This window comes from Deltaproteobacteria bacterium (assembly GCA_017302835.1).
Taxonomy (GTDB): Bacteria; Bdellovibrionota; Bdellovibrionia; order Bdellovibrionales; family Bdellovibrionaceae; genus UBA2316.
On the sequence record JAFLCC010000003.1, the window covers coordinates 85251 to 105503 of the forward strand.

Genomic DNA, 20253 nt, shown 5'->3' on the forward strand with positions numbered 1-20253 from the left:
TATCTTTTCCTGGCTAAAGAGGCAAGCGACAAATGCCTTTCGCAATGAAAAAATTATAGTTCTTTTAACGAAGATTTTTGCTTAATTCGGGTGAAGATTTTGTGCAAGGATGCCAGTCTATCGTTGCTGGTCTTGTTCTTGATTTCTAGTAGGGCGGTAAGAAGCTCCTTGTTGAGAACGTAACCAGTCAAGATTAGGATCTAGATTTTTTTTTGCATTTTTATTATTTTTTTTGTAGGCGAAGGCGCTATAACTTTCAGACGTCATTTCCTTAATGGCTTCGCTAGAATCGACTGTTGCAAAATGGAGACACATGTTGTCTCCCGAAGTTGTGCAAATGTTGGTTCTTATTTCAGAATGGCGTGGTCCACATTTTTGCATTGTATTATATCCGAGTGAAACTGCATTTGAGGTTGAAGATCGCGCGGAGATACATTTTGTAGTTTCCTTATCTAAAAGTTTTTGTGATGGTAAAAAACCGTCGAGAACAACAAGAGAAACTTTTTTTTGATCTTTGATCCTATCAGCAATTTCATTTGATAAAGCAGAGCCAGAAGAATGGCCAACAAGAACGTAATTTGTATCTTTTGAGGTATCCTGATTTATGTCATTAATAATTGAATTAATTTGTTTTTTTCCTGCAGTTATGGCGGCGTCCTTTTGGAAATTCCCGCCAGCAGGATAGGGATAACTTTCAAAAGTATAATCACCAGAATAATCGTCAGGAGATTCAAGCTTCAATTTGGTAATTTTAGTTCTAGCAGCTTCTTTCCAAACATCCATTTGATCTCTAGTGGCGCCAACGCCTCCAAAGTAAATAACCTTCGTGGTTTTGGCATTAGATAGGCTATATAAAAAAGCAAAGGTTAATAAATATTTAATCATCAGATCTAAGGATATCATTTTAAATTTCTCATCTTTAATTCTACATTTTTTTTGTTAAAATAGAAGTCGAATTTTCATTTTTTACGACCAAATCGAATAAATTTCTACTCTAATTGTAAATTAGGTGTCGAAGTCATTGACGAATTGACTTTAATTTCTGGACTGACGTAAACCTAGGGAATCCATTTCCAATGGAAAAGATACTCAGTAGCTGGGTGGAGGTTTTTGATGAAAAATATTTTAGAGCGTGTTGATATTATGCCTATTGATTTAAAAAAATTGATTCCGTTTATTAAAGACACCCAGATTGTTGTTACCGGTGCCAATGGGTTTATTGGCAGTGTGATTGTTTGGCAGCTCAATCAATTAGGATTTACCCAGATTGTGGCAGTAGACAGTGTAGAGCTGACGGAAAGAAATCTACTGCAAAATCTAAAGTACTTAAAATTTTATTCAAAAAATGATTTTTTAAAATATTTAAAGACCCCAGACCCTTCACGAAATATTTCTTGGATTATTCATATGGGGGCTTGTTCGTCAACAACAGAAACCAATTGGGATTTTTTATTGGAAAATAACACTCATTATTCTCAAACTCTGGCAGAGTGGTGTTGTATTAATAAGGCGAATTATATATACGCTTCGAGCGCTGCCACCTATGGCGCTGGTGAAAATGGGTTTGATGATCATTTTGATTCGGAAAAACTCAAACCTTTGAACCTTTATGGGGAATCCAAGGTTTTATTTGATCGATGGATGTTGAACCCATCCCAAAGCCCTCATTCGAAACCGAATTGTTTTTATGGTTTAAAATTTTTCAATGTTTTTGGTCCGATGGAATATCATAAAGAATCTATGGCCAGCGTCGTTTACAAGTCTTTTCATTTGATTCAAAAGACAGGACAAATTCAATTATTTAAATCCCATCGATCTGAATACAAAGATGGAGAACAGTTACGGGATTTTGTGTACGTTAAAGATGTCTCTCGTTGGATATTGGAATTGATGTTATTAAAACCTGAAAATGGAATCTATAATATGGGCTTTGGTAAAGCACGTACCTGGCTTGATTTAGCAAGAAGTGTTTTTTCAGCCATGGGTAGGGAGCCAAAGATAGAATGGATTGCAATCCCCGAGAACATTAAAAATCAATACCAGTACTTTACCGAAGCTAAAATGAGTAAACTTTTTGCTCAAAAGTTGTCTCTGCCCCAGTGGCCTTTAGAAAAAGCAGTTGAGGATTATGTGCAAAATTATTTAAAGGAAGGAGATGCTTTTTTGAAAGCAAACTAATTTATGGAAAGTCTCCCTCAACATTTAAAAAAATATATTGTTCAGCAGGATGACCAAAATTACTCTCCCATGGATCAAGCTGTTTGGAGATATATTTTAAGGCAATTGAAAAACTTTTTGAAGAGTAACGCCTACACGGGATATATCGAGGGATTAGAAAAATTAGAAATCACTCCAGATGAGATTCCCTTAATCAGTAATCTGAGCCAAAAGCTGGAAAGATTTGGTTGGAGAGCGCTTCCTGTCAGTGGATTTATTCCACCGGCCGCGTTCATGGAACTTCAATCTTTAAGTGTGCTTCCCATTGCCAGTGATATAAGAAGTCTTGAGCATTTGTTGTACACTCCCGCTCCAGATATCGTCCACGAAGCCGCAGGACATGCCCCATTTCTAATTCATGCTGATTTTTCAAATTATCTAAAAAAATACGCTCAAGTGGCGAGAAAAGCTTTGATTAGCAAAGAAGATCTGGATTTATATGAAGCCATCAGATTGTTATCTGATATCAAGGAAAATCCCACATCCAGCAAAGAACAGATCACCAAAGCAGAAGAAAATTTAGTTCTTAAGTCAAAAGCGATTTCACATATTTCAGAAGCTGCAGAGTTAGGAAGAATGAATTGGTGGACAGCAGAATATGGATTAATTGGTGAAATCCAAAACCCTAAAATTTATGGAGCTGGGTTGCTTTCCAGTGTAGGCGAATCAAGGTGGTGTCTAAGCTCGAAAGTAAAAAAAATTCCATTCACTATAGATTGTTTGAAATACAGTTACGATATTACGGAACCTCAACCTCAATTATTTGTGACTCCTGATTTTTTAACGCTAGAAAAAGTATTAGAACAAATGGCCGAGGCTATGGCTTTTAAAACTGGAGGTGTCGAGTCCTTAGAAAAAGCCTTGAAATCAGGGGTAGTGAATTCTTTTGAGGTTGATTCTCTGGTACAAATTGGCGGGCAACTTGAAAAATATTGTTTAGACGTTTCTGGAAATATTTCTTTCTTAAAGTTTAAAGGGCCTACACAAATCGCTGTTGAGGAGAAGGAATTGATGGGTCATGATAAAGTTTATCACAATGAAGGCTTTAGCACTCCTCTTGGAATGATAAAAGGGTTTGAACATTGCCCAAGTGACTTCACAGACTCTGATTGGGTTAAAGTAGGACTTGAACTTGGTAAGAAGATTTCTTTGGAGTTTCAAAGTGGTTTTAAAGTTGAAGGGATCTATTTAGGAAGAATCGTTCTAAAACAAAAAACAATTTTATTAAAATTTAAAGAGGCGACGGCGACTTATAATTCCGAGGTCGTGTTTCAACCGGAATGGGGATATTACGACATGGTTCTGGGCCAGAAGATCACCAGTGTGTATTCGGGCCCGCCAGATCGCCTTGCCTATGGCGAAATTGAAGATTTTATTGCCATGAGAGTTCAAAAACCCATCCTAACAGATACTCAGAAACAAATTCAAGAATTGTACAGCGAAATTCGCTATCTTCGAAAATTTCGTCCTCAAAAGGAAATTCTAACCGAAGCCCTCAAAAAACATTTTAAAGAGATTAAAAATTTGTCTTCTGAGGATTGGTTATTGCCATTGGAAATCTACGAGTTAGTCTCACAGGAATCGTTAGATAATGAATTTAGCCATGATGAATTTAAGTGTGATGAATTTAAGAAGGAGGTTCTGACTTACTTAAAATTACAAACTCAGAAACTACCTCAATACAAATCTTCCATTGAAGATGGCATTGCCTTAAGCACGGTCCAATGATTAAAGGCTTAAGGTCAAGGATGTGAATCCTATATGAAAGTAATCATCGGTGAAAGCAATAAATGAACTATAAACTTAACGTGGTACTAGTACGAACTCTTTATGATCGAAATATTGGATTTTGCAGCAGAGCTATGTCCAATATGGGGGCTCACCAATTGATTCTTATTCAGCCCCAATGTGAATTGACCTACGAGGCTCAACAGGCCGCAGCCACAGGGCAAGAGGGGTTAAGATCTAAAAAAATCTATTCATCCATAGAAGAGTTTTTATCGAAGGAACCAGATGGGTTGCGAATTTCTTTTTCCGCACGCGATGGACGTGGACGCTCTTCCCGTGATTTAAAAGAGACTCTTTTGTGGTCTCAGAAAAATTCGCCTTTCTTAAATAAATCAATTATCGAGTTAGTTCCGATTTATCTTTTTTTTGGGCCCGAAGATGCTGGATTGTCAGCTGCGGAAATTCAAGATTCTCATTTTTGCTGTTCACTTCCAACTTATGGTGAAAATGCAAGCCTGAATTTATCGCAAGCTGTTTTGCTAAGTCTTTTTATCTTTCGAGAAACTTTAGGTGGGGATAAAACTATTTTAAATGGTCAGCAAAAATTAAGACAGAATACTCAATTGCCAGTCCATATAGATCCAGGGGCTTCTTTAAAAGAATGGTTATTGGCTTTGGGTGTTGATTTATCTAGTAAAAAAATAAATGCCTATACGGTTTTAAAACGTATGTTGTTGCAAAACACTCCCTCGGCAAAAGAGTATCAAATGCTAGAAACCATGATCCAACAAACCCTACGTAAACTAAAAAAACTAAGAGATCTAGAGTTGAAAGAAACAGACAAAATTTGAATTTGATTGATAAAGTGAATTAATCTATTCCTAAAATTTTAAACTGAGCATCTAAAATTTGATCCATACTTTGTTGGGAGTTTTGAATCGCAATTTGTTGTGAAGTTGGAAAATGATATAATAATGCCACCGAAGTTATCGGTTTTATCCATGGTAGTTTAAAAAAATATTTTAAAGATCTTAAAGTTGAAATGGCAGGAAGTGCAGTTAACATAAATTTAGCTAGCATGTCTACAGCTAACAAATTATCAACGTACTTTAGTTCGCTTTTTAAGTCATTGGGAAAACACTCATTCATAGCTAAAGAGAATCCTTCAGAGTGAAGTAAATCATTTAAATAAAATCCTAAACCGTTGGTATATTTATAATGATTCAAGGCTTTTTTAAAGTTTCCATCATAAATTTTATCCATGGTTAATTGCACATCGGCCATAGCTGCTAGAAATATTTTTTTATGATGTTCAGTCATAAATGCCCCTTCGCCTGTCCAAAATCCCTTTTTATATTCTGAACAGGACAGAAGGGTGCTATGATAAATTCCCAATTGCCCACGGTTTAAATTTTGGGTTTTAGCAGAAACCTCCGCCAAGCAGTTATAGGCAGAGGCTAGGATAACAAAAAGAAAGCAGATACTAATTTTCATTTTGCATTCAATTTATGGTTGTGAAGTTGGTTGGTTCAGCTGTGAAGGCGTTAAAGATTTCATTTGCTCAAGTTTTTCATTGGCTTTAACCAATTCAGCACGTCTTTCAGCAACTTTAGATAAATTTATTTGTGAACTAACAGTTGCAATAGCTAATATCCCACCCCCTACACTCACGCTTCCTCCAATTACGATGGCAAACAAACCACGAATATCTTGAATTTTTGAATAATTGTAAAGTATATAAACACCAAAAGCTAAACTAACACTAGAAAGGGTTAGATAAGTAGTTCTGTCAGATCTATATTCATCAACAATTTTTTCAGCGATTTCAATGGCGGCTTGATTCATTGTTAACAACTCATTCAATGCATTTTGGTAAAGCGCATTTGCTGGGTCACTGTTACAGCTGATTGTATTGTTTTTCAGATCATTTAAAATCATTGTTCGAGCTTGCAACATTGAAACTTTTGCCTTATTTAGGCCACTCGCTTTTTCGAGTTTTGCTTTTCCATAGGCGTAACTAAAGATGGCCGAAGCTGCGTCTAAAGCAGCAGAAGTGTAATTTCCACTAAGTGCATTGGATAATGCATCTGCTGCAGAAAATACGGCCGTGGTTTCGCCACTAATTCCCTGAACTAAGGCTCTATTCTGCGCTTTATTAGCAACTTCTTTAATTAGTCGTTGTTGGTTTTCTTCTAGAGTAATCAATGCTTGGCATTCTGGATTTTGATTAGCCACAGGCTTACTAGTGGGACCATTTTCTCCTCTAGCTACAGTAATTTGACTAATTAAAAAAACTAAAGCCGTTGTTTTTAGTAAAGATTTCCTGAGTCGATTCATAACATCTCCATTTTATTTTGGTTTATTAATGTTTATGTAGTTATAAAAATTAACTATTTTATTTAAGATCTTTGTTCCATTTACCATTGTCACATTTGTCATTCTGTATCGATTATAGAGTGATGCAGTAAATTTTTCTACTGTAGATAATTTGACAATTTAACTCTTCAAGTGAACAAATCTTTTACGGCGACTGTTATTTAAAATCGTTCTCGATAATTTTTTTACTTTTTGTGACAAAAATAGTAATTATTTTCATATCATCAATCTAAATTAAAAAAAGCAAGTAGCTGTTGTCCCTTAGACAATAAGTCGTTACAATGTTTCAAAATTCACAAGACAAAACAAAAATTAATTGTAACTAAAATTTGTCTCATAAAAAAGGAAGATAAATGGATTTTTTTGAAGTGATAAATCGACGACGAAGTGTTCGTGATTTTACAGCGGAAGTGGTACCAGATTTAGTGATTGAAAAAGCTTTGGAGGCGGCCATATTGGCCCCTAATTCTTCAAACACGCAGACTTGGAATTTTTATTGGATAAAGTCCACAGAAGCAAAAGCTAAAATTGTTGAGGCGTGTTTGTCTCAATCAGCAGCAAGAAAGGCAAATCAGTTAATCGTTGTGACCGCAGATCCTGCTCTCTGGAGACGTTCACAAAAACCTTTGATCGAGTGGGCAACTTCGACAAATGTAAGGAAGTCTGTCAAATTATATTATGAAAAATTAATACCATTCATTTATCGTTGGGGTTATTTTAATTCTTTGGTTCCAATTAAGTATTTGTTGGCAAATACAGTGGGGTTGTTTCGGCCCATGGCACGTGGGCCCTATTCGTGTCGAGATAGTCAGGAAGTTGCTATCAAAAGCGCAGCTCTAGCGGCAGAAAACTTTGTATTGGCCATTGCGGCTCAAGAATTTGATACTTGCATGATGGAAGGCTTTGATGAGGCTCGCGTGCGTTGTTTACTCAAACTAAAATGTTCTGAAAGAGTGGTCATGGTCATCAGTATTGGCCGTCAAGATTCCAAAGGAATTTGGGGTCCGAGATTTCGACTTCCTAAAGAGCAAGTCATAAAAATTATTTGATTTGATCTGAATCTTTTGATTCAAAGTATCATCATTTCAATTTTTAATCATTTCGAAAAAAGAAACATTTATTACCTTATTGTTTATTTTTATTTTCGACTAAATGGCTTATACACAAGACCCTAGACAGAGCGCTTTGTTTTGAAAAAGTGAGGCGGAAGGGAAATAAAAAATATGAATAGATTTTCAGAATTTAGATTTAAAAATGGACGTATCACAAATAATCGAGTAGTTGTGCCAGCGATGGCCTCCTCGACAGCCACAGAAGATGGAGTTGTCACCTTAGAAACCGAAGCTCATTACCATAAGTTGAGTCAATCGGGTGCAGGTATTATTTTCGTCGAATACACCTATGTTCACTTGTCAGGTCGAAGTGAGGCGCATCAGCTCGGAATAGATAATGATTCTAAAGTGCCAGGGCTAAAAAAAATTTCTCAGATTCTCAAAAATTCAGGCGCCATTCCTGGGATTCAGTTAACTCATGCAGGGGGCAAAAGCTCATCCTCGTTGACTGGTAGGCCTCTTATGGCCCCCAGTGCTATTCCCGTTCCTGTGAAAGAGAGCCAAATGGAAACACCTCGGGAGATGACTGCAACAGAAATAACCTTCTGGAAGGAGAGCTTTCTTCAAGCGGCAATACGGGCAGTGGAAGCAGGTTTCGAGCTGATAGAGCTTCATTCAGCACATGGTTATGGATTGAATCAATGGCTTTCACCTATCACCAATCATAGATCCGATTTGTATGGTGGGACCTTAGAGAATCGGTTGAGACTTCTTTCGGAAATCATCATCGCAATAAAAAATTTATTTCCAAGAATTTTACTTTCGGTAAGAATTCCCGGTCGCGATTTTCTTGAGATGGGAATAGATTCTGAAGAGGCAATTCAAGTAGCCATGTATCTAGAAAAATTAGGTGTAGATATTTTAAATGTATCCTCTGGGATAGGGGGATGGCGTCGCCCCTCAGATCGCCAAGGACAAGGTTATTTGGTTCCTGAAGCCAAGGTGATCCAAGAAATGGTAAGTATTCCTGTCATTGGTGTCGGAGGTATTGAATCTGGCGACTATGTGGACGAACTCATTGAGTCTAGGAGTCTCTCCTTCGCAGCGATTGGACGAGCCATCCTGTCTAATCCCAAAGAGTGGAATATTAAAAACTTGAGAGTGGGTCAGTAGATTTGACATGAAATTTTGATAATTATTCTTAATTCAAATCAGTCAACATTCTCATTCTGAAACAATACAAAGGCTTCAGTCTTTTTGGAAATACTCCGAACTCTATTCTTGGATGGAATTTAAAGCTCTCGCTCTGGTGATTCATGGATTAAATAATACGAGCCATTCCATGGAGCCCATTGCGAAATTATTGGAAAGAATGGGAGTGAGGTCAGAGCGTTTAACCTTGCCGGGGCATTTTGAAAAATCAGCTTTAATTGATGAGACCAAGGACTCTAAGAATCAGAAGGCTTGCTTAGATAAATATAAAGTCACTCGTGAGGAGTGGCAAACAAGTTTCTCAAATAAATTAATGGAATTGGAGGCTCTTGCAAAAAAAGAAAATAAACCTCTCTTTATTGTGGGCTATTCTTTGGGAGCCCTGGTTTGTTTTGATTATTTTCTCTCCGTTGAAGACAAGCCTTTGATAAATATTGCTGGTTTTATTTTTTTTGCACCAGCTCTGTTTATTAGACCAAAAGTGAAATTCTTAAAATTGATAACGAGCGTATTTAAAGTTAAATTACCAAGTTTAACTCCCAAAGCTTACCGATCGCATGATGGCCTATCTGCCGATTATTATCAGGCCTTTTTTGAAAGTTTAAGTGGAATGCAAAAACGATTAAGAAATGAAAACTTTAAGAATCATTGGTTGTTCTCCACTCCAGGATTGATTTTTATCGATTCTAAGGACGAATTGGTTTCTTACAAAAAATTACGGCAGTTTATCGATAATTTTAAAATAGATTCATGGAAAGTGCATCGAATTAACAAAAGTCAAAAAAGTTATCACCACCTCATCATTGATCCATCTTGTTTAGGTGAAACCACTTTGCTTGAAGTCCAAGAACAAATGGCCATTTTCTTAGACAAATGAGGAATATCAAAACATTCATTAAAATTCTTTTAGCTAAAAGAATCGAGTTAGACTGATAGCTCTGCTCGATTTTTAAATTGGTTCAAGGCCTCGGGATTGGCTAGGGCTTCGGTATTTTTAACAACTTCCCCCTGCACGGTTTGTTTAACGGCGAGTTCGACGATTTTTCCACTTTTCGTTCTTGGGATTTCGGTCACTTGTAGTATCTTGCTTGGAACATGCCTAGGAGTGGTGTTGTTTCGGATTTGTTTTTTTATTTTTTCAACGAGGGCTAAATCAAGTAGAAGATGATTTCTTAATTTTACGAATAAAACAACACGCACATCCCCTTGCCAGTCTTGACCAATCACAATGGATTCTTCTACTTCTTCTAAAAGGTCAACCTGGCGATAGATTTCGGCAGTTCCAATGCGAACCCCACCAGGGTTGAGAGTGGCATCGGAACGACCGTGGATGATAAATCCATAATGTCCTTGATGGGTTGTTCGTTCTACAAAATCACCGTGGCACCAGATGTTGTCATATTTATCAAAATAGGCTTTTCTAAATTTTTCTTTCGTTGGATCATTCCAAAACTCTATGGGCTTTGAAGGAAAAGTGGATTTGCAAACAAGCTCTCCTTTTTTCTCGAAGAGGGAATTTTTATTTTCGTCCCAAACATCAATATCCATACCAAGGCCAGGAACCGAAATCTCTCCGCGATACACATCTGTCCATGGGCTGCCGAGGACGAAACAGGAGATAATATCTGTCCCTCCGGAAATGGAAGCCAGTTGTGCTGTTTCACTGATTTTCTGATAAACATAGTCAAATCCATCAGCACTTAAGGGGCTTCCCGTAGATAAAATCACACGGAGTGAATCCAGCTTAAATAAGCTTTTTGGATTTAAATTCGTTTTCAGGCACGCATCAATAAACTTGGCTGAAGTTCCAAAATGAGTGCAGGCATAGGTTTGAGCCAACTCAAACAATATTTTTCCTTCATTAAAGAAAGGGCTTCCATCATATAGCAGAATCTTAGCATCACTGGCTAGGGCTGAAACTAACCAATTCCACATCATCCAACCGCAGGTTGTAAAATAAAAAACTACATCCCTAGGACGAATATCTGCATGCAAACGATGTTCTTTGAGATGTTGGAGTAAAGTTCCACCATGTCCATGGACGATGCACTTTGGAATTCCCGTCGTGCCAGAAGAATAAAGAATATAAAGAGGATGATTGAATTCCACCTGAGTGAAGAAAATTTTTTGAGGTGAAAATGTTTTGATAAACTCTGCGAAATTAATCAATCTAGATTTTTCAGAAATGGAAGTGACCTTATCATCATCAAGATCAGCTTGACCAGCGCGATCGCCTAGAACATCTATAACAAGGGTTTGTGTTACCGTTGGCAAGGACTTGCTAATTTCCTTTGCTTTCTCAAGGCAATCTATTTTTTTGCCTCCGTAGAAGTAATAGTTGCAAGCTATAAAAATCTTAGGTGCAATTTGAGAAAATCTATCTAACACACCTTGAACGCCAAAATCAGGTGAGCAGCTTGACCAGATTCCCCCCAAAGACGTGGTTGCCAGCATGCAAACAATGGTCAGTGGATGATTGGGAACCATGGCGCAAACGCGATCTCCCTTAACAAGACCTGCTGCGGATAAGGCTTGTGCCGTCCTAGATACAAGATTCAGAAGTTCCATTTTAGTCAATGAGATTTTTACTTTGTCTTCGCTCCAAAAAACTAAAACCTCTTCATGCAAATTTTTATGGTGATCAGGATCGAGCAAAGGTTTTAAGAGGTTTTCAGCAAAATTTAATTGAGCTTCTGGAAACCACTTTGATTCTAGAAAATGATGTTCATTTTCTAGAATCAGCGAACCCTTGGTGCCAACAATTTTAAAAAAATCCCAAAGCTCTGACCAAAATTCTTTTTTATTTGCGACAGACCATTGCCACAAGTCGGTATAATTAGAAAACGAAAGATGAAATTTTTTTTCAAGATTTACTTTCAAACGATATAAATCTGTTTTCTTAAAATCTTCTTTGTTTACTTCCCAGAGTGGTTGGTTCATCAAGGCACCTTACTTTTTAGTATAAACTTTGATGTCCACACGTCGATTAAGTGCACGCCCTGCATCCGTTTTATTCGTTGAGATAGGTCGGGCTTCGCCAAATCCAATGGCTGTAATTTGTTGATCTCTCAGATCCAGATTATCTAGCAAAACGCCTTTAACGGTTTTGGCTCTTTTTTCACTTAACACTTGGTTGTATTGATCTTTACCAATGGAGTCGGTATGACCTTCGATAATAATACTTCTAATATTCATATCAAAAAGTTGGGTAATAATTTTTTCAAGTTCTTTTTTAGAGCTATCAACTAAATTTGCTGAATCAAAAACAAAGTTTAAATTTTGCAATCTTATGAGTTTGTCAGGTTTTGGGATTTCTTTCACCGTGATAAAAGAAGTGGCTTTCCTGCCTACTTGATCAACAACTTCAATGCTTACTTCCTGTGGAGATAAGGGCGCCACAAATAACCCTTGATCAGAAATTCTTCCTCCTCCATCTAGGATTCCGTAACGATAGGGTGGAGCTCCACCAACTCCTCGGATAGGTAAACTTTGTCCTTCAAAAACTTCCGCCTTTGCTGGGCGTACGCCCAAATCTCCTGCAAATTCGCTTTGGGATTTGTAGGTCACAACGGCTGTTGTTGTTAGACCTTGAGCATCTTTAAATTCAATCTCGCTCACCCCTGGAGAATCAGGTGCTAAAAAATCGCAATACTTACCAATAAATTCGCCGGATCCAGATAAGATTTCGCACTGATAAGGGGCTTTGCCTCCAATAAATTCAAAAGTGACTTGCTCACCCACGGTAACTGTGGAATCAGCAGGGATTACTCTGAATCCAGAGCTGATAATGGATTTTTCTTTTTTACTGACGACAACTGGAGCTGCTTTAGCAGATTCAGGTTTCCAGTACCAAACGATCCCGGCAAAAACACGCCAAGCAGGAGATAAGGAGTCAACACCTGGTTCGACGGTGGCACCCCAATCGAAATTAGTATTTTTCCACCAGCGATGTTTCATCCCAAGAATTAAATCCACAGAGGAGGCATCATTAGCTCTTATGTAGGGATCCTTTTGCAAAGGGTAACTAAATATCGTTTCAAATACCCATCGTGCTGTTTCAGAAAACTCATTGGCGTAGCCATAGCTCAAGGTTAGCTGATCATCTAAGGGAAACATTCGTTGATTCAGTGGTCGTTCAGCGGGGGTGCGCAGGCGATAGCCAGCGTTGAGGCCATGGGCGGCCTTATCATTTCTCCATACATGGGATAACTCAAGATTGTAAATAGGCTGAGGACTCACTCCCGTGTAGGGGCTATCAACAAGGGAAGGAATATCTATGGATCCAATAAAAGCCCAACTTGGCAGCTCTGCATCGCCAAATGAATATTTAAATCCTGGTCTTAAAGAGTGGATACCCTTATCGATATTAATTTTTATATTTTCTTTCGTCTCTGAATTGTAATACCAAAGAAAAGGTGCCTGCAAATAAAGAGATAGTTTTTTTGAAAATCCATATCCTACAGAAAAATCATATTCAGCCAATTCATTCGCATAACTCATTTTTTCTTGCGTTGTCAGATCTTTAAAAACGAGTAAGTGGTCTTTAGCGAAGTTAAGATATTGAGATAGAACAATGTAATCTTGATACATGGGTTTTGAGGAGTGAACTGTAATAAAATCTATATTGTCTGTATTGGGAACAAATGTTTGCATGTCTCCCAAAACATTTGCTTCCGTAGATAAAAAAGAGGAGAAAGAAAATAAAAACAAAATAACGAGGCTGAATCTTTTTGCTTGGTTTCGAATATAATTTTTAATCATAAATTTTCCTATGGAAATACCCACCACATTAGAACCGTTATCATTATTATTTTCAACGAAAAATCTCATAATCAAAAAATTTAGCAGTGGTTACGCATAGGACTCAACTTGTCGTTCTCGTCGGTCGGACTCCCTGCGACTTGGCTTTGCCAAGCCTCAGTCGTCTCCCTCCTGCGGCCTCGATTTGAGTCCTATGCGTAACCACTAAAAATTTAGCTGACAATTCGTAACTGGCCAGTTACGACGTTACGACAATTCTAAATGGATAAGAGAAACATCATGAATATGAAAGTTTTTGTTGATTACACTTTAAGTCTTTTGGCTACTTGGTTTTATATTGGAAAAATAAAAAAAGCTCCCGGAACCTGGGCCACCTTGGCCGCCTTACCCCTAGCTTTAGTTCTTAACCTTCTTGGTCCACTTTTTTATATGACCTCTGTCTTTCTTCTTTTGCTTATAGGAATTGTTGCTGCAGATTTTTATGAAAAAAAGTCTTCGATTCATGATAATTCTGAAATTGTGATTGATGAAGTTTTGGGTTACCTCATTACCATGATTTGGTTGCCGTCAACTTGGCAAGCTTACGTTATAGGTTTCATTTTATTTAGAATATTGGATATTTTCAAACCCTTTCCAATTGGCTATCTGGATAGGAAAATTAAGGGAGGTATGGGAGTCATGATGGATGATATCGCAGCCGGAATCATAGCAAATATCATTTTACAACAGGCTTATACGTACACGGCTATTTTAGGGTCACAGCTAATTCATGTTGCTTCATAAAACTGAACGCCAATTCCACGAGCCGTGCTAAGGGGATTGTCGCCATCCCTTATCCAAATGACCCTGGCACTCATTTGCAGTCTGTCTTTGGTAGATTTCACTTTGTGATTCAAAAGATTTAAATTGATATTATGTCCTACTTTTAATGAGATTCCTTTGTATTCTAAAAAGGCGCCTCCAGCAGAAAAATTTCGCATGCGACTGGGAATGAGTAATCCTGAATCCATGACGATCATTCTTGCCGGCTCATTAGTTATAAATCTGGGATGAGGCATAACAGAATACCGATCCTCTTGAAGTAATTCCTGGAGGAGCCCCTCAAAAATAGTGCTGATGACAGGAGTCTGCAGGATCACAATATTCTTCATCACCGTCACTTGTCGATAAGCATAAATTGAAATCTGTTGCGCTAAAACCAAAATGGGCGAGGACATGTTTCTTTGTGTAAATTGAGACAGTCCCTTCATTAAAGGTTCGTTCAAAATATGACATTTTAAGAGGATTAAATTTACTGATCCAATTTTATGTCCGGACAGAAATTCAGAAGTGCTGAGTTGTTCAATTTCTGAAACCCCTGAAATGAGTAAACTTTCGTGCAGGCTTTCTAAAGATTCATTTAAAATATCGACAATGACAACTCTATTTTTTTTCATCATAGAAGCATCGGTAATTTTAAGGAAGACTTAAATAGATTGTGAGTTGTGAATAAAAATAGAAAAAAACTAGTTGCTATGAATGAACAAAAAATTCCATTTATCTAAAACAGGAACGAATAAATAAATTAAAACACTTGAATTGATCCACATAAAGAATCTAAGCCAATTTTCTTTGCCGCCAGATTGGTGAAATTTTTTATATTCCCAAAGAACTTTAAGAGATAAAGGAATGACGAGCAAGACGTAGAACCAGCTGGTTTTGTAAAACATAGGTGAGGCCAAGGCGCAGCCAACATAGGCTAAGGTATACATTCCCATTTGATATAAAGTCTTCTCCATACCTAAGGCTACCGGTAAAGTAGGAATGCCGCCTTCATGATAGTCGTCTTTAAACTTGATTGCCAGAGCCCAAAAGTGAGGCATCTGCCATAAAAACAAAATTAAAAATAAATAAATGGATTCGCTGGAAAAGATATCTGAGTTGATGGCGGCATAGCCAATCGTAACAGGTAGGGTTCCAGGGATAGCCCCAGGTACGGCAGCATAAATCCACTTTGGTTTTAAGTAATAGGTATAAAGACCATTGTATAAAAGAACGGTAGCTAGTCCGAAAGAAAATGAAAGTGGTGAGACCCTCCACAGAACCTGAAGCCCCGTAAAAAGAAAGAAGAAGGCAAACAATCCAGCAGCGGTAGGAGTGATTTTTCCTGAAGCGACGGGTCTTGAGGCTGTCCGTTTCATCAGGGCATCCAGCTTATATTCTTGAACTTGGTTTAAGGCTAGGCTTCCAGAGCTTAGCAGGAAAACACCCAGAATAAGATCTAGAAAGTGTGACCATTGAAACGTCGTTTCAGATTGAAAGCCCGTCACGTAACCAGCTATGGCCGATAAAACGACGAAAATAGTAATTCCTACCTTAGTAAGTTGGGCAAATAGCTTCACAGGGTGCTTTGAATGGTGAGTCTTGTCCAAATATCTAGGGAACAAAAGAAAATAAGGACGAGTAAAAAGAAAAAAGATAAAGAAAAAATAAATCTATTTTCATTAGAGTCATATTTAAGACCCATAAAGAACAACAAAACTAAGGCTGCTTTTATGGAAGCAATCAAAAAGGCAACAGGTGCTGCTAAAATAGAACCATGCATTACATTATGAAATAAATAATGAAATCCGACCGTCAATAAGGTGAGTACAGTTAAAGCAATGCCCACCTTTTTATAAATTTCTGCGGGAATGATATGATGAGAATGTTTGGGTTCGCTTGAATTATTTAGATTTCCCATGTGTAACTCACTTTCCTTTTGTCATTTCAAATTGTCATTTCAGAATTTTTTAATTTTTAGATTAACCCACTAAATACAGCAAAGGGAATAAGAAGATCCAAATTAAATCAACAATGTGCCAAAATATTCCCACTCCTTCGACAGGGGTAAAATAATTTTCTCCGAATTCGCCTTTTTGAGCTCGTAAAGCCAGCCAAACAATGAGGCCCATGCCAATAAGTACGTGAATTCCATGAAGACCCGTCATGCAGAAATAAAAACCATAATACATTCCCAAATTGGCAGCTTCAGCCCCAACATGAGCGACATCTAAATACCTACCTGGGAATAAACCATGGTGGAATTTACTGCTGTATTCATAGGCTTTGATACACATAAAGATCACGCCACAGGCAACGGTTAACCAAAGTTTAAGAACTGCCTTGGATTTCTCATTTTTCTGTAAATGATGAATCGACATGGCCATAGTGTAAGAAGAGAAGATTAAAACAAGGGTGTTCACAAAACCCAGACGCCAATCCAAATGGCTGGCACCTTCAGCAAACATTTTTGGATAAATAGCATGGAAAATAGAATAACCAACAAAGAGGCCACCGAACATCAGAATTTCGGTAACCATAAATAACCATATCCCTTGCTTTGCGCTTTCAAATTGGTGCTCAGCATTTTTAAAATGATGAGCTAGGTGGGAATCGTGCGAATGTGAATGATTTGTGTCCGAACTATTTATACTCATAAGGCCCCGCTGTTACGATCGGCTCCACTTCAAAATTCATATGAGGTGGAGGTGATGATGTTTGCCATTCTAATGTCTTTGCTCCCCAAGGATTAGAAGGAGCTTTCTCTCCGCACCTAATCCCGGTGACAATCACATAAAGACTCAATAAAAATCCTGAAGCAATCAACCATGAACCCACAGTCGAAATGGAATTTAAGTATTCATAGGCCGGAATATAATCAAAATACCTGCGTGGCATACCCATGGCTCCTAAAATAAATTGAGGGAAGAAGGTGACATTAAATCCAATAAAAATCAGAACAAAGGTAATTCTCGCTAGAGTTTCATTGTACATTTTTCCAAACATTTTTGGGAACCAATAATAAAAGCCACCCATCAAGGCCATCAAAGTTCCACCCACCATGACGTAGTGAAAGTGAGCAACCACAAAGTAAGTATCATGAAAATGCACATCTGTGGCGATGGTCGCAAGCATAATTCCCGTGACGCCACCAATAGCAAACAAGAATAAAAAACCTAAGGCAAAAAGCATTGGCGATTCAAAAGAGATATTTCCTTTATACAAAGTAGCAAGCCAGTTAAACATTTTAATTGCGGTAGGAACACCGACAAGCATCGTGATAAATGAAAAAACAATTCCTGCAATTTCTGATTGTCCCGAAACAAACATATGGTGACCCCATACGAAAAACGAAACGACGGCAATACCAATAGAAGAATAGGCAATAGCAGTGTATCCAAAAATGGTTTTTCTTGAAAAAGCAGCAATAAGTTCACTGACCACTCCCATAGCGGGAAGAATCATAATGTAAACGGCCGGGTGAGAATAGAACCAGAAGAAATGTTGAAAGAGAACTGGGTCTCCACCTAATTTGGGATCAAAAATTCCGACGCCAAAGGTTCTTTCCATAGCTAAAAGCATTAAGGTGATTCCCAAAACAGGAGTGGCTAAAATTTGCAAAACAGCCGTTGAGTAAATGGCCCAAATAAATAAAGGAATTCGGTACATCGTCATCCCTGGGGCTCTGAGCTTGTGCACTGTCACGATAAAATTTAAACCTGTTAGGATTGATGACATCCCCATGATGAAGGCAGCAACAACCATCATCGTTGCCGCCGAAGCGGTTTTTATGGAATAGGGAGTATAGAAGGTCCATCCCGTATCCACTTTTCCTACAAATAAAGTAGCCACAGCAATGAAGGCACCGAGCATAAAAATATACCAGCTGGCTAAATTCAAACGTGGAAAGGCGACGTCTTTAGCGCCAATTTGAATAGGTAAGAAAAAGTTTCCTAAAATAGCAGGTATTCCAGGAATAATTACCATAAAAACCATGATGGCACCATGATAAGTCATGACTTGATTGTATTGATCTGGTGTTAAGAATTGGGCTCCGGGTTTAAACAATTCTAGTCGTAAAAGAATGGCAAAAATTCCCCCAACAAGAAAGAAAAACAATACGGATATCATGTACATGAGGCCAATGCGTTTATGATCTAGACTTGTAAGCCAGGATTTGAGTCCCTTAAATTCGTTGATATAGTTAACTTCACCGTTGGAATGACCTGTGGAGTGAGTTGTTGCAGTTGCCATTTTCTGTCTCCCGACTTATTTTAATGATTTAATATATTCAATGATCGCACTCAATTCGTCTTCGCTCATTTGTCCCTGAAAGGAAGGCATGACTCCAGCCTTAAATCCACCTGCAATTTTAGCATTAGGGCTTAAAATAGATTCTCTGACATAATTTTCATCGACACTTACTGTGGTGCCATCAGCAAGTTCTCTATTCGTTGCAAATTTTTGAAACAAGGTGGGTCCTACTTTGACTGTTTTGTCAGTGACAGAGTGGCAGCCAGCGCAGGCTTTAATTTGAAAAAGCTTTTCTCCCTTTTGCGCGATAGGGAGTGTGCTAAATTTAGATTCTTCTTCCAGCCAAGAATCATACTCTGCTTGAGTGACCACTTGCAGTTTTCCAATCATTCCTGAGTGCTGAGTTCCGCAATACTCTGTACAGAATATATGAAAATCACCTAGCTTATTGGCCTTAAATCCTACAGCCGTGTACCTGCCAGGAACCGCATCTTGTTTAATTCTAAAACTGGGAACATAAAAACTATGAATCACATCCGTTGAAGACAAAATAAGTTTAACATCTCTATTAATGGGCACCTTGACTAGGTTGGCAGTTTTGACTCCACTTTTATAATTAACTTCCCAAGACCACTGTTTTCCAGTGAGATGTATTTCTAATGAATCTTTCGGAAAAGTTCTCATTTGATGATAGATGTGCCAGCCCCATGCAAAGACAATAAGGAAAATTACCAGCGGAATAAATGACCACAGAAATTCCAAAAATGTATTGTGAGTGATATAGGCCGATTTAGCAGTCAAAGACTTTCTTTTGTATTTGAAGGTGAAAAAAATCATTCCACCAATCAGGATCACGCAAGCAATAAAGCTTGAGATCAATAAAAAACTGTACAAATTATCTACCTGACCAGCTTGATCTGTAGCTGCCGTTGGCATGAATTTACTTGCGTGAGCATATTGCATCCAGAACATTTATTAACTCCTAACTGTACCTTCATTTTTTTTTATTCGTATCCAAAAAGGAAGTAACCAAATAAGCATAATTAAAATAATAATGGCTCCACCGAGACGAACCATATTATAGGCATACAGAGCGTATTTGTTTGCCTGTGGATCGTAGTGAAAACAAAACAGGATAAATTTATCCACCAAGGTCCCAATTTTTCCACCTGAAGCTTCATTCAAAGCCAGCTTGACATCCTTTGCCTCAAATTGAATTCCGCCAAGATATCTAGAAACAACACCTTCTGGAGTGGTTACAATCGCAGCAGAAGCATGAGACCATTCGTTTTCTTTTTCATTCCATTTATATTTAAAACCAACAGACGAAGTCAGTTGAGAGATCGTTTCTTGATTGGCCGTCAGGAAGTGCCAACCTTTTTCAGCCTCAGGACGATTATAGATAGCCATGTAGTTTTGCTTTTTTTTCAGAGCCAGATCGGTGCCTTCTTTAGGGTCAAAACTAATAGCTAAAACTTCAAACTTATCGCCAGCACTCCAATCAATTTCTTTAAGTCCATCGGTAAGCCCGTTTAAATGAAAATTGCACAAACCTGGACAAGAATAATAGACTAAGGAAACAATGACTGGCTTTTGACGATGATAAAAAGAACCGAGGCTGACCTCATTATTATTTTCATCTTTAAATTTTAAAGATAAGTTTAACTGAGTCCCTAATTTTTGATCAATACCAACACCTTCAAGTTCTGAGGGTTTTTGTTCCGAGTGCTTGGGTAAGGGTTTTCCATCATAGGCATTTGCAATAAGAGTCATTAAAAATAAAAACAAAAATAAAAGGGTGACTTTGATATCTATTTTGCTTTTTTGAAATTCGCCACTCACAACCATTTAA

The 20253-nt window shown here is 37.8% G+C and carries 19 protein-coding genes; 7 read left to right on the plus strand and 12 right to left on the minus strand.

Annotated elements, in window-relative coordinates; translation table 11 throughout:
• Positions 1–117: 117 nt before the first annotated feature.
• Positions 118–903: a hypothetical protein gene (locus tag J0M15_04170; GenBank protein MBN8536220.1), complete on the minus strand. Its 786-nt coding sequence runs from the start codon at positions 901–903 to the stop codon at positions 118–120.
• Positions 904–1143: 240 nt separating this feature from the next.
• Between J0M15_04170 and rfaD the strand changes: the two genes are divergently transcribed.
• The 3 genes from rfaD (at position 1144) to J0M15_04185 (ending at position 4796) form a co-directional block, all read left to right on the plus strand.
• Positions 1144–2178, plus strand: a complete 1035-nt coding sequence (rfaD, locus tag J0M15_04175; GenBank protein MBN8536221.1) for an ADP-glyceromanno-heptose 6-epimerase — start codon at positions 1144–1146, stop codon at positions 2176–2178.
• A gap of 3 nt (positions 2179–2181) precedes the next feature.
• The gene (locus tag J0M15_04180; protein MBN8536222.1) at positions 2182–3945 is read left to right on the plus strand and encodes an aromatic amino acid hydroxylase; all 1764 of its coding nucleotides are present in this window, start codon (positions 2182–2184) and stop codon (positions 3943–3945) included.
• Between the two features lie 62 nt (positions 3946–4007).
• A complete protein-coding gene (locus J0M15_04185) occupies positions 4008–4796 on the plus strand; it encodes an RNA methyltransferase (GenBank protein ID MBN8536223.1) in 789 nt (262 codons plus the stop codon).
• Between the two features lie 19 nt (positions 4797–4815).
• Here the strand turns inward: J0M15_04185 and J0M15_04190 are convergent, their stop codons facing one another.
• Positions 4816–5439 carry a hypothetical protein gene (locus J0M15_04190; protein ID MBN8536224.1) on the minus strand — a complete coding sequence of 208 codons (624 nt, stop codon included), beginning with the start codon at positions 5437–5439 and terminating at the stop codon, positions 4816–4818.
• Positions 5440–5451: 12 nt separating this feature from the next.
• Positions 5452–6282, minus strand: a complete 831-nt coding sequence (locus J0M15_04195) for a hypothetical protein (GenBank protein MBN8536225.1) — start codon at positions 6280–6282, stop codon at positions 5452–5454.
• A 392-nt stretch (positions 6283–6674) separates the two neighbouring features.
• Between J0M15_04195 and J0M15_04200 the strand changes: the two genes are divergently transcribed.
• From J0M15_04200 to J0M15_04210, 3 genes are all read left to right on the plus strand, one after another.
• A complete protein-coding gene (locus tag J0M15_04200; GenBank protein MBN8536226.1) occupies positions 6675–7370 on the plus strand; it encodes a nitroreductase family protein in 696 nt (231 codons plus the stop codon).
• A 174-nt stretch (positions 7371–7544) separates the two neighbouring features.
• Positions 7545–8546, plus strand: coding sequence for an NADH:flavin oxidoreductase (locus tag J0M15_04205; protein MBN8536227.1), 1002 nt, complete (start codon positions 7545–7547; stop codon positions 8544–8546).
• A 112-nt stretch (positions 8547–8658) separates the two neighbouring features.
• Positions 8659–9462 carry an alpha/beta hydrolase gene (locus J0M15_04210; protein ID MBN8536228.1) on the plus strand — a complete coding sequence of 268 codons (804 nt, stop codon included), beginning with the start codon at positions 8659–8661 and terminating at the stop codon, positions 9460–9462.
• A 47-nt stretch (positions 9463–9509) separates the two neighbouring features.
• Here the strand turns inward: J0M15_04210 and J0M15_04215 are convergent, their stop codons facing one another.
• Together J0M15_04215 and J0M15_04220 are read right to left on the minus strand one after the other, a co-directional pair.
• On the minus strand, positions 9510–11525 hold the full coding sequence (locus J0M15_04215) for an acetoacetate--CoA ligase (GenBank protein MBN8536229.1): 2016 nt from the start codon (positions 11523–11525) through the stop codon (positions 9510–9512).
• A gap of 9 nt (positions 11526–11534) precedes the next feature.
• Positions 11535–13346 (minus strand): OmpA family protein, encoded by a 1812-nt coding sequence (locus J0M15_04220; GenBank protein ID MBN8536230.1) that lies wholly within the window; start codon positions 13344–13346, stop codon positions 11535–11537.
• Positions 13347–13631: 285 nt separating this feature from the next.
• Here J0M15_04220 and J0M15_04225 point away from each other — a divergent pair, with 285 nt between their 5' ends.
• Positions 13632–14129: a phosphatidylglycerophosphatase A gene (locus tag J0M15_04225; GenBank protein ID MBN8536231.1), complete on the plus strand. Its 498-nt coding sequence runs from the start codon at positions 13632–13634 to the stop codon at positions 14127–14129.
• Here the strand turns inward: J0M15_04225 and J0M15_04230 are convergent.
• The 7 genes from J0M15_04230 to J0M15_04260 form a co-directional block, all read right to left on the minus strand.
• Complete coding sequence (locus tag J0M15_04230; protein ID MBN8536232.1) at positions 14114–14785, minus strand: PilZ domain-containing protein; 672 nt, start codon at positions 14783–14785, stop codon at positions 14114–14116. The genes J0M15_04225 and J0M15_04230 overlap by 16 nt on opposite strands.
• A gap of 66 nt (positions 14786–14851) precedes the next feature.
• A complete protein-coding gene (gene cyoE / locus J0M15_04235) occupies positions 14852–15727 on the minus strand; it encodes a heme o synthase (protein ID MBN8536233.1) in 876 nt (291 codons plus the stop codon).
• Positions 15724–16068: a cytochrome C oxidase subunit IV family protein gene (locus J0M15_04240; protein MBN8536234.1), complete on the minus strand. Its 345-nt coding sequence runs from the start codon at positions 16066–16068 to the stop codon at positions 15724–15726. The genes cyoE and J0M15_04240 overlap by 4 nt, the downstream gene beginning before the upstream one ends.
• 61 nt (positions 16069–16129) lie before the next feature.
• Positions 16130–16804, minus strand: a complete 675-nt coding sequence (locus tag J0M15_04245; protein MBN8536235.1) for a cytochrome c oxidase subunit 3 family protein — start codon at positions 16802–16804, stop codon at positions 16130–16132.
• Positions 16791–18401: a cytochrome c oxidase subunit I gene (gene ctaD / locus J0M15_04250; protein ID MBN8536236.1), complete on the minus strand. Its 1611-nt coding sequence runs from the start codon at positions 18399–18401 to the stop codon at positions 16791–16793. The genes J0M15_04245 and ctaD overlap by 14 nt, the downstream gene beginning before the upstream one ends.
• Before the next feature lie 15 nt (positions 18402–18416).
• Entirely contained in the window at positions 18417–19337 is a 921-nt protein-coding gene (gene coxB / locus J0M15_04255) for a cytochrome c oxidase subunit II (protein MBN8536237.1), read from the minus strand.
• A 39-nt stretch (positions 19338–19376) separates the two neighbouring features.
• Positions 19377–20216 carry an SCO family protein gene (locus J0M15_04260; protein ID MBN8536238.1) on the minus strand — a complete coding sequence of 280 codons (840 nt, stop codon included), beginning with the start codon at positions 20214–20216 and terminating at the stop codon, positions 19377–19379.
• Positions 20217–20253 lie beyond the last annotated feature (37 nt).

Bases quoted from the DNA above. Each gene is read 5' to 3' on its own strand.
- J0M15_04170 (MBN8536220.1), bottom strand. From the start codon at position 903: ATGATATCCTTAGATCTGATGATTAAATATTTATTAACCTTTGCTTTT.
- rfaD (MBN8536221.1), top strand. From the start codon at position 1,144: ATGCCTATTGATTTAAAAAAATTGATTCCGTTTATTAAAGACACCCAG.
- J0M15_04180 (MBN8536222.1), top strand. From the start codon at position 2,182: ATGGAAAGTCTCCCTCAACATTTAAAAAAATATATTGTTCAGCAGGAT.
- J0M15_04185 (MBN8536223.1), top strand. From the start codon at position 4,008: ATGAACTATAAACTTAACGTGGTACTAGTACGAACTCTTTATGATCGA.
- J0M15_04190 (MBN8536224.1), bottom strand. From the start codon at position 5,439: ATGAAAATTAGTATCTGCTTTCTTTTTGTTATCCTAGCCTCTGCCTAT.
- J0M15_04195 (MBN8536225.1), bottom strand. From the start codon at position 6,282: ATGAATCGACTCAGGAAATCTTTACTAAAAACAACGGCTTTAGTTTTT.
- J0M15_04200 (MBN8536226.1), top strand. From the start codon at position 6,675: ATGGATTTTTTTGAAGTGATAAATCGACGACGAAGTGTTCGTGATTTT.
- J0M15_04205 (MBN8536227.1), top strand. From the start codon at position 7,545: ATGAATAGATTTTCAGAATTTAGATTTAAAAATGGACGTATCACAAAT.
- J0M15_04210 (MBN8536228.1), top strand. From the start codon at position 8,659: ATGGAATTTAAAGCTCTCGCTCTGGTGATTCATGGATTAAATAATACG.
- J0M15_04215 (MBN8536229.1), bottom strand. From the start codon at position 11,525: ATGAACCAACCACTCTGGGAAGTAAACAAAGAAGATTTTAAGAAAACA.
- J0M15_04220 (MBN8536230.1), bottom strand. From the start codon at position 13,346: ATGATTAAAAATTATATTCGAAACCAAGCAAAAAGATTCAGCCTCGTT.
- J0M15_04225 (MBN8536231.1), top strand. From the start codon at position 13,632: ATGAAAGTTTTTGTTGATTACACTTTAAGTCTTTTGGCTACTTGGTTT.
- J0M15_04230 (MBN8536232.1), bottom strand. From the start codon at position 14,785: ATGATGAAAAAAAATAGAGTTGTCATTGTCGATATTTTAAATGAATCT.
- J0M15_04240 (MBN8536234.1), bottom strand. From the start codon at position 16,068: ATGGGAAATCTAAATAATTCAAGCGAACCCAAACATTCTCATCATATC.
- J0M15_04245 (MBN8536235.1), bottom strand. From the start codon at position 16,804: ATGAGTATAAATAGTTCGGACACAAATCATTCACATTCGCACGATTCC.
- ctaD (MBN8536236.1), bottom strand. From the start codon at position 18,401: ATGGCAACTGCAACAACTCACTCCACAGGTCATTCCAACGGTGAAGTT.
- coxB (MBN8536237.1), bottom strand. From the start codon at position 19,337: ATGCCAACGGCAGCTACAGATCAAGCTGGTCAGGTAGATAATTTGTAC.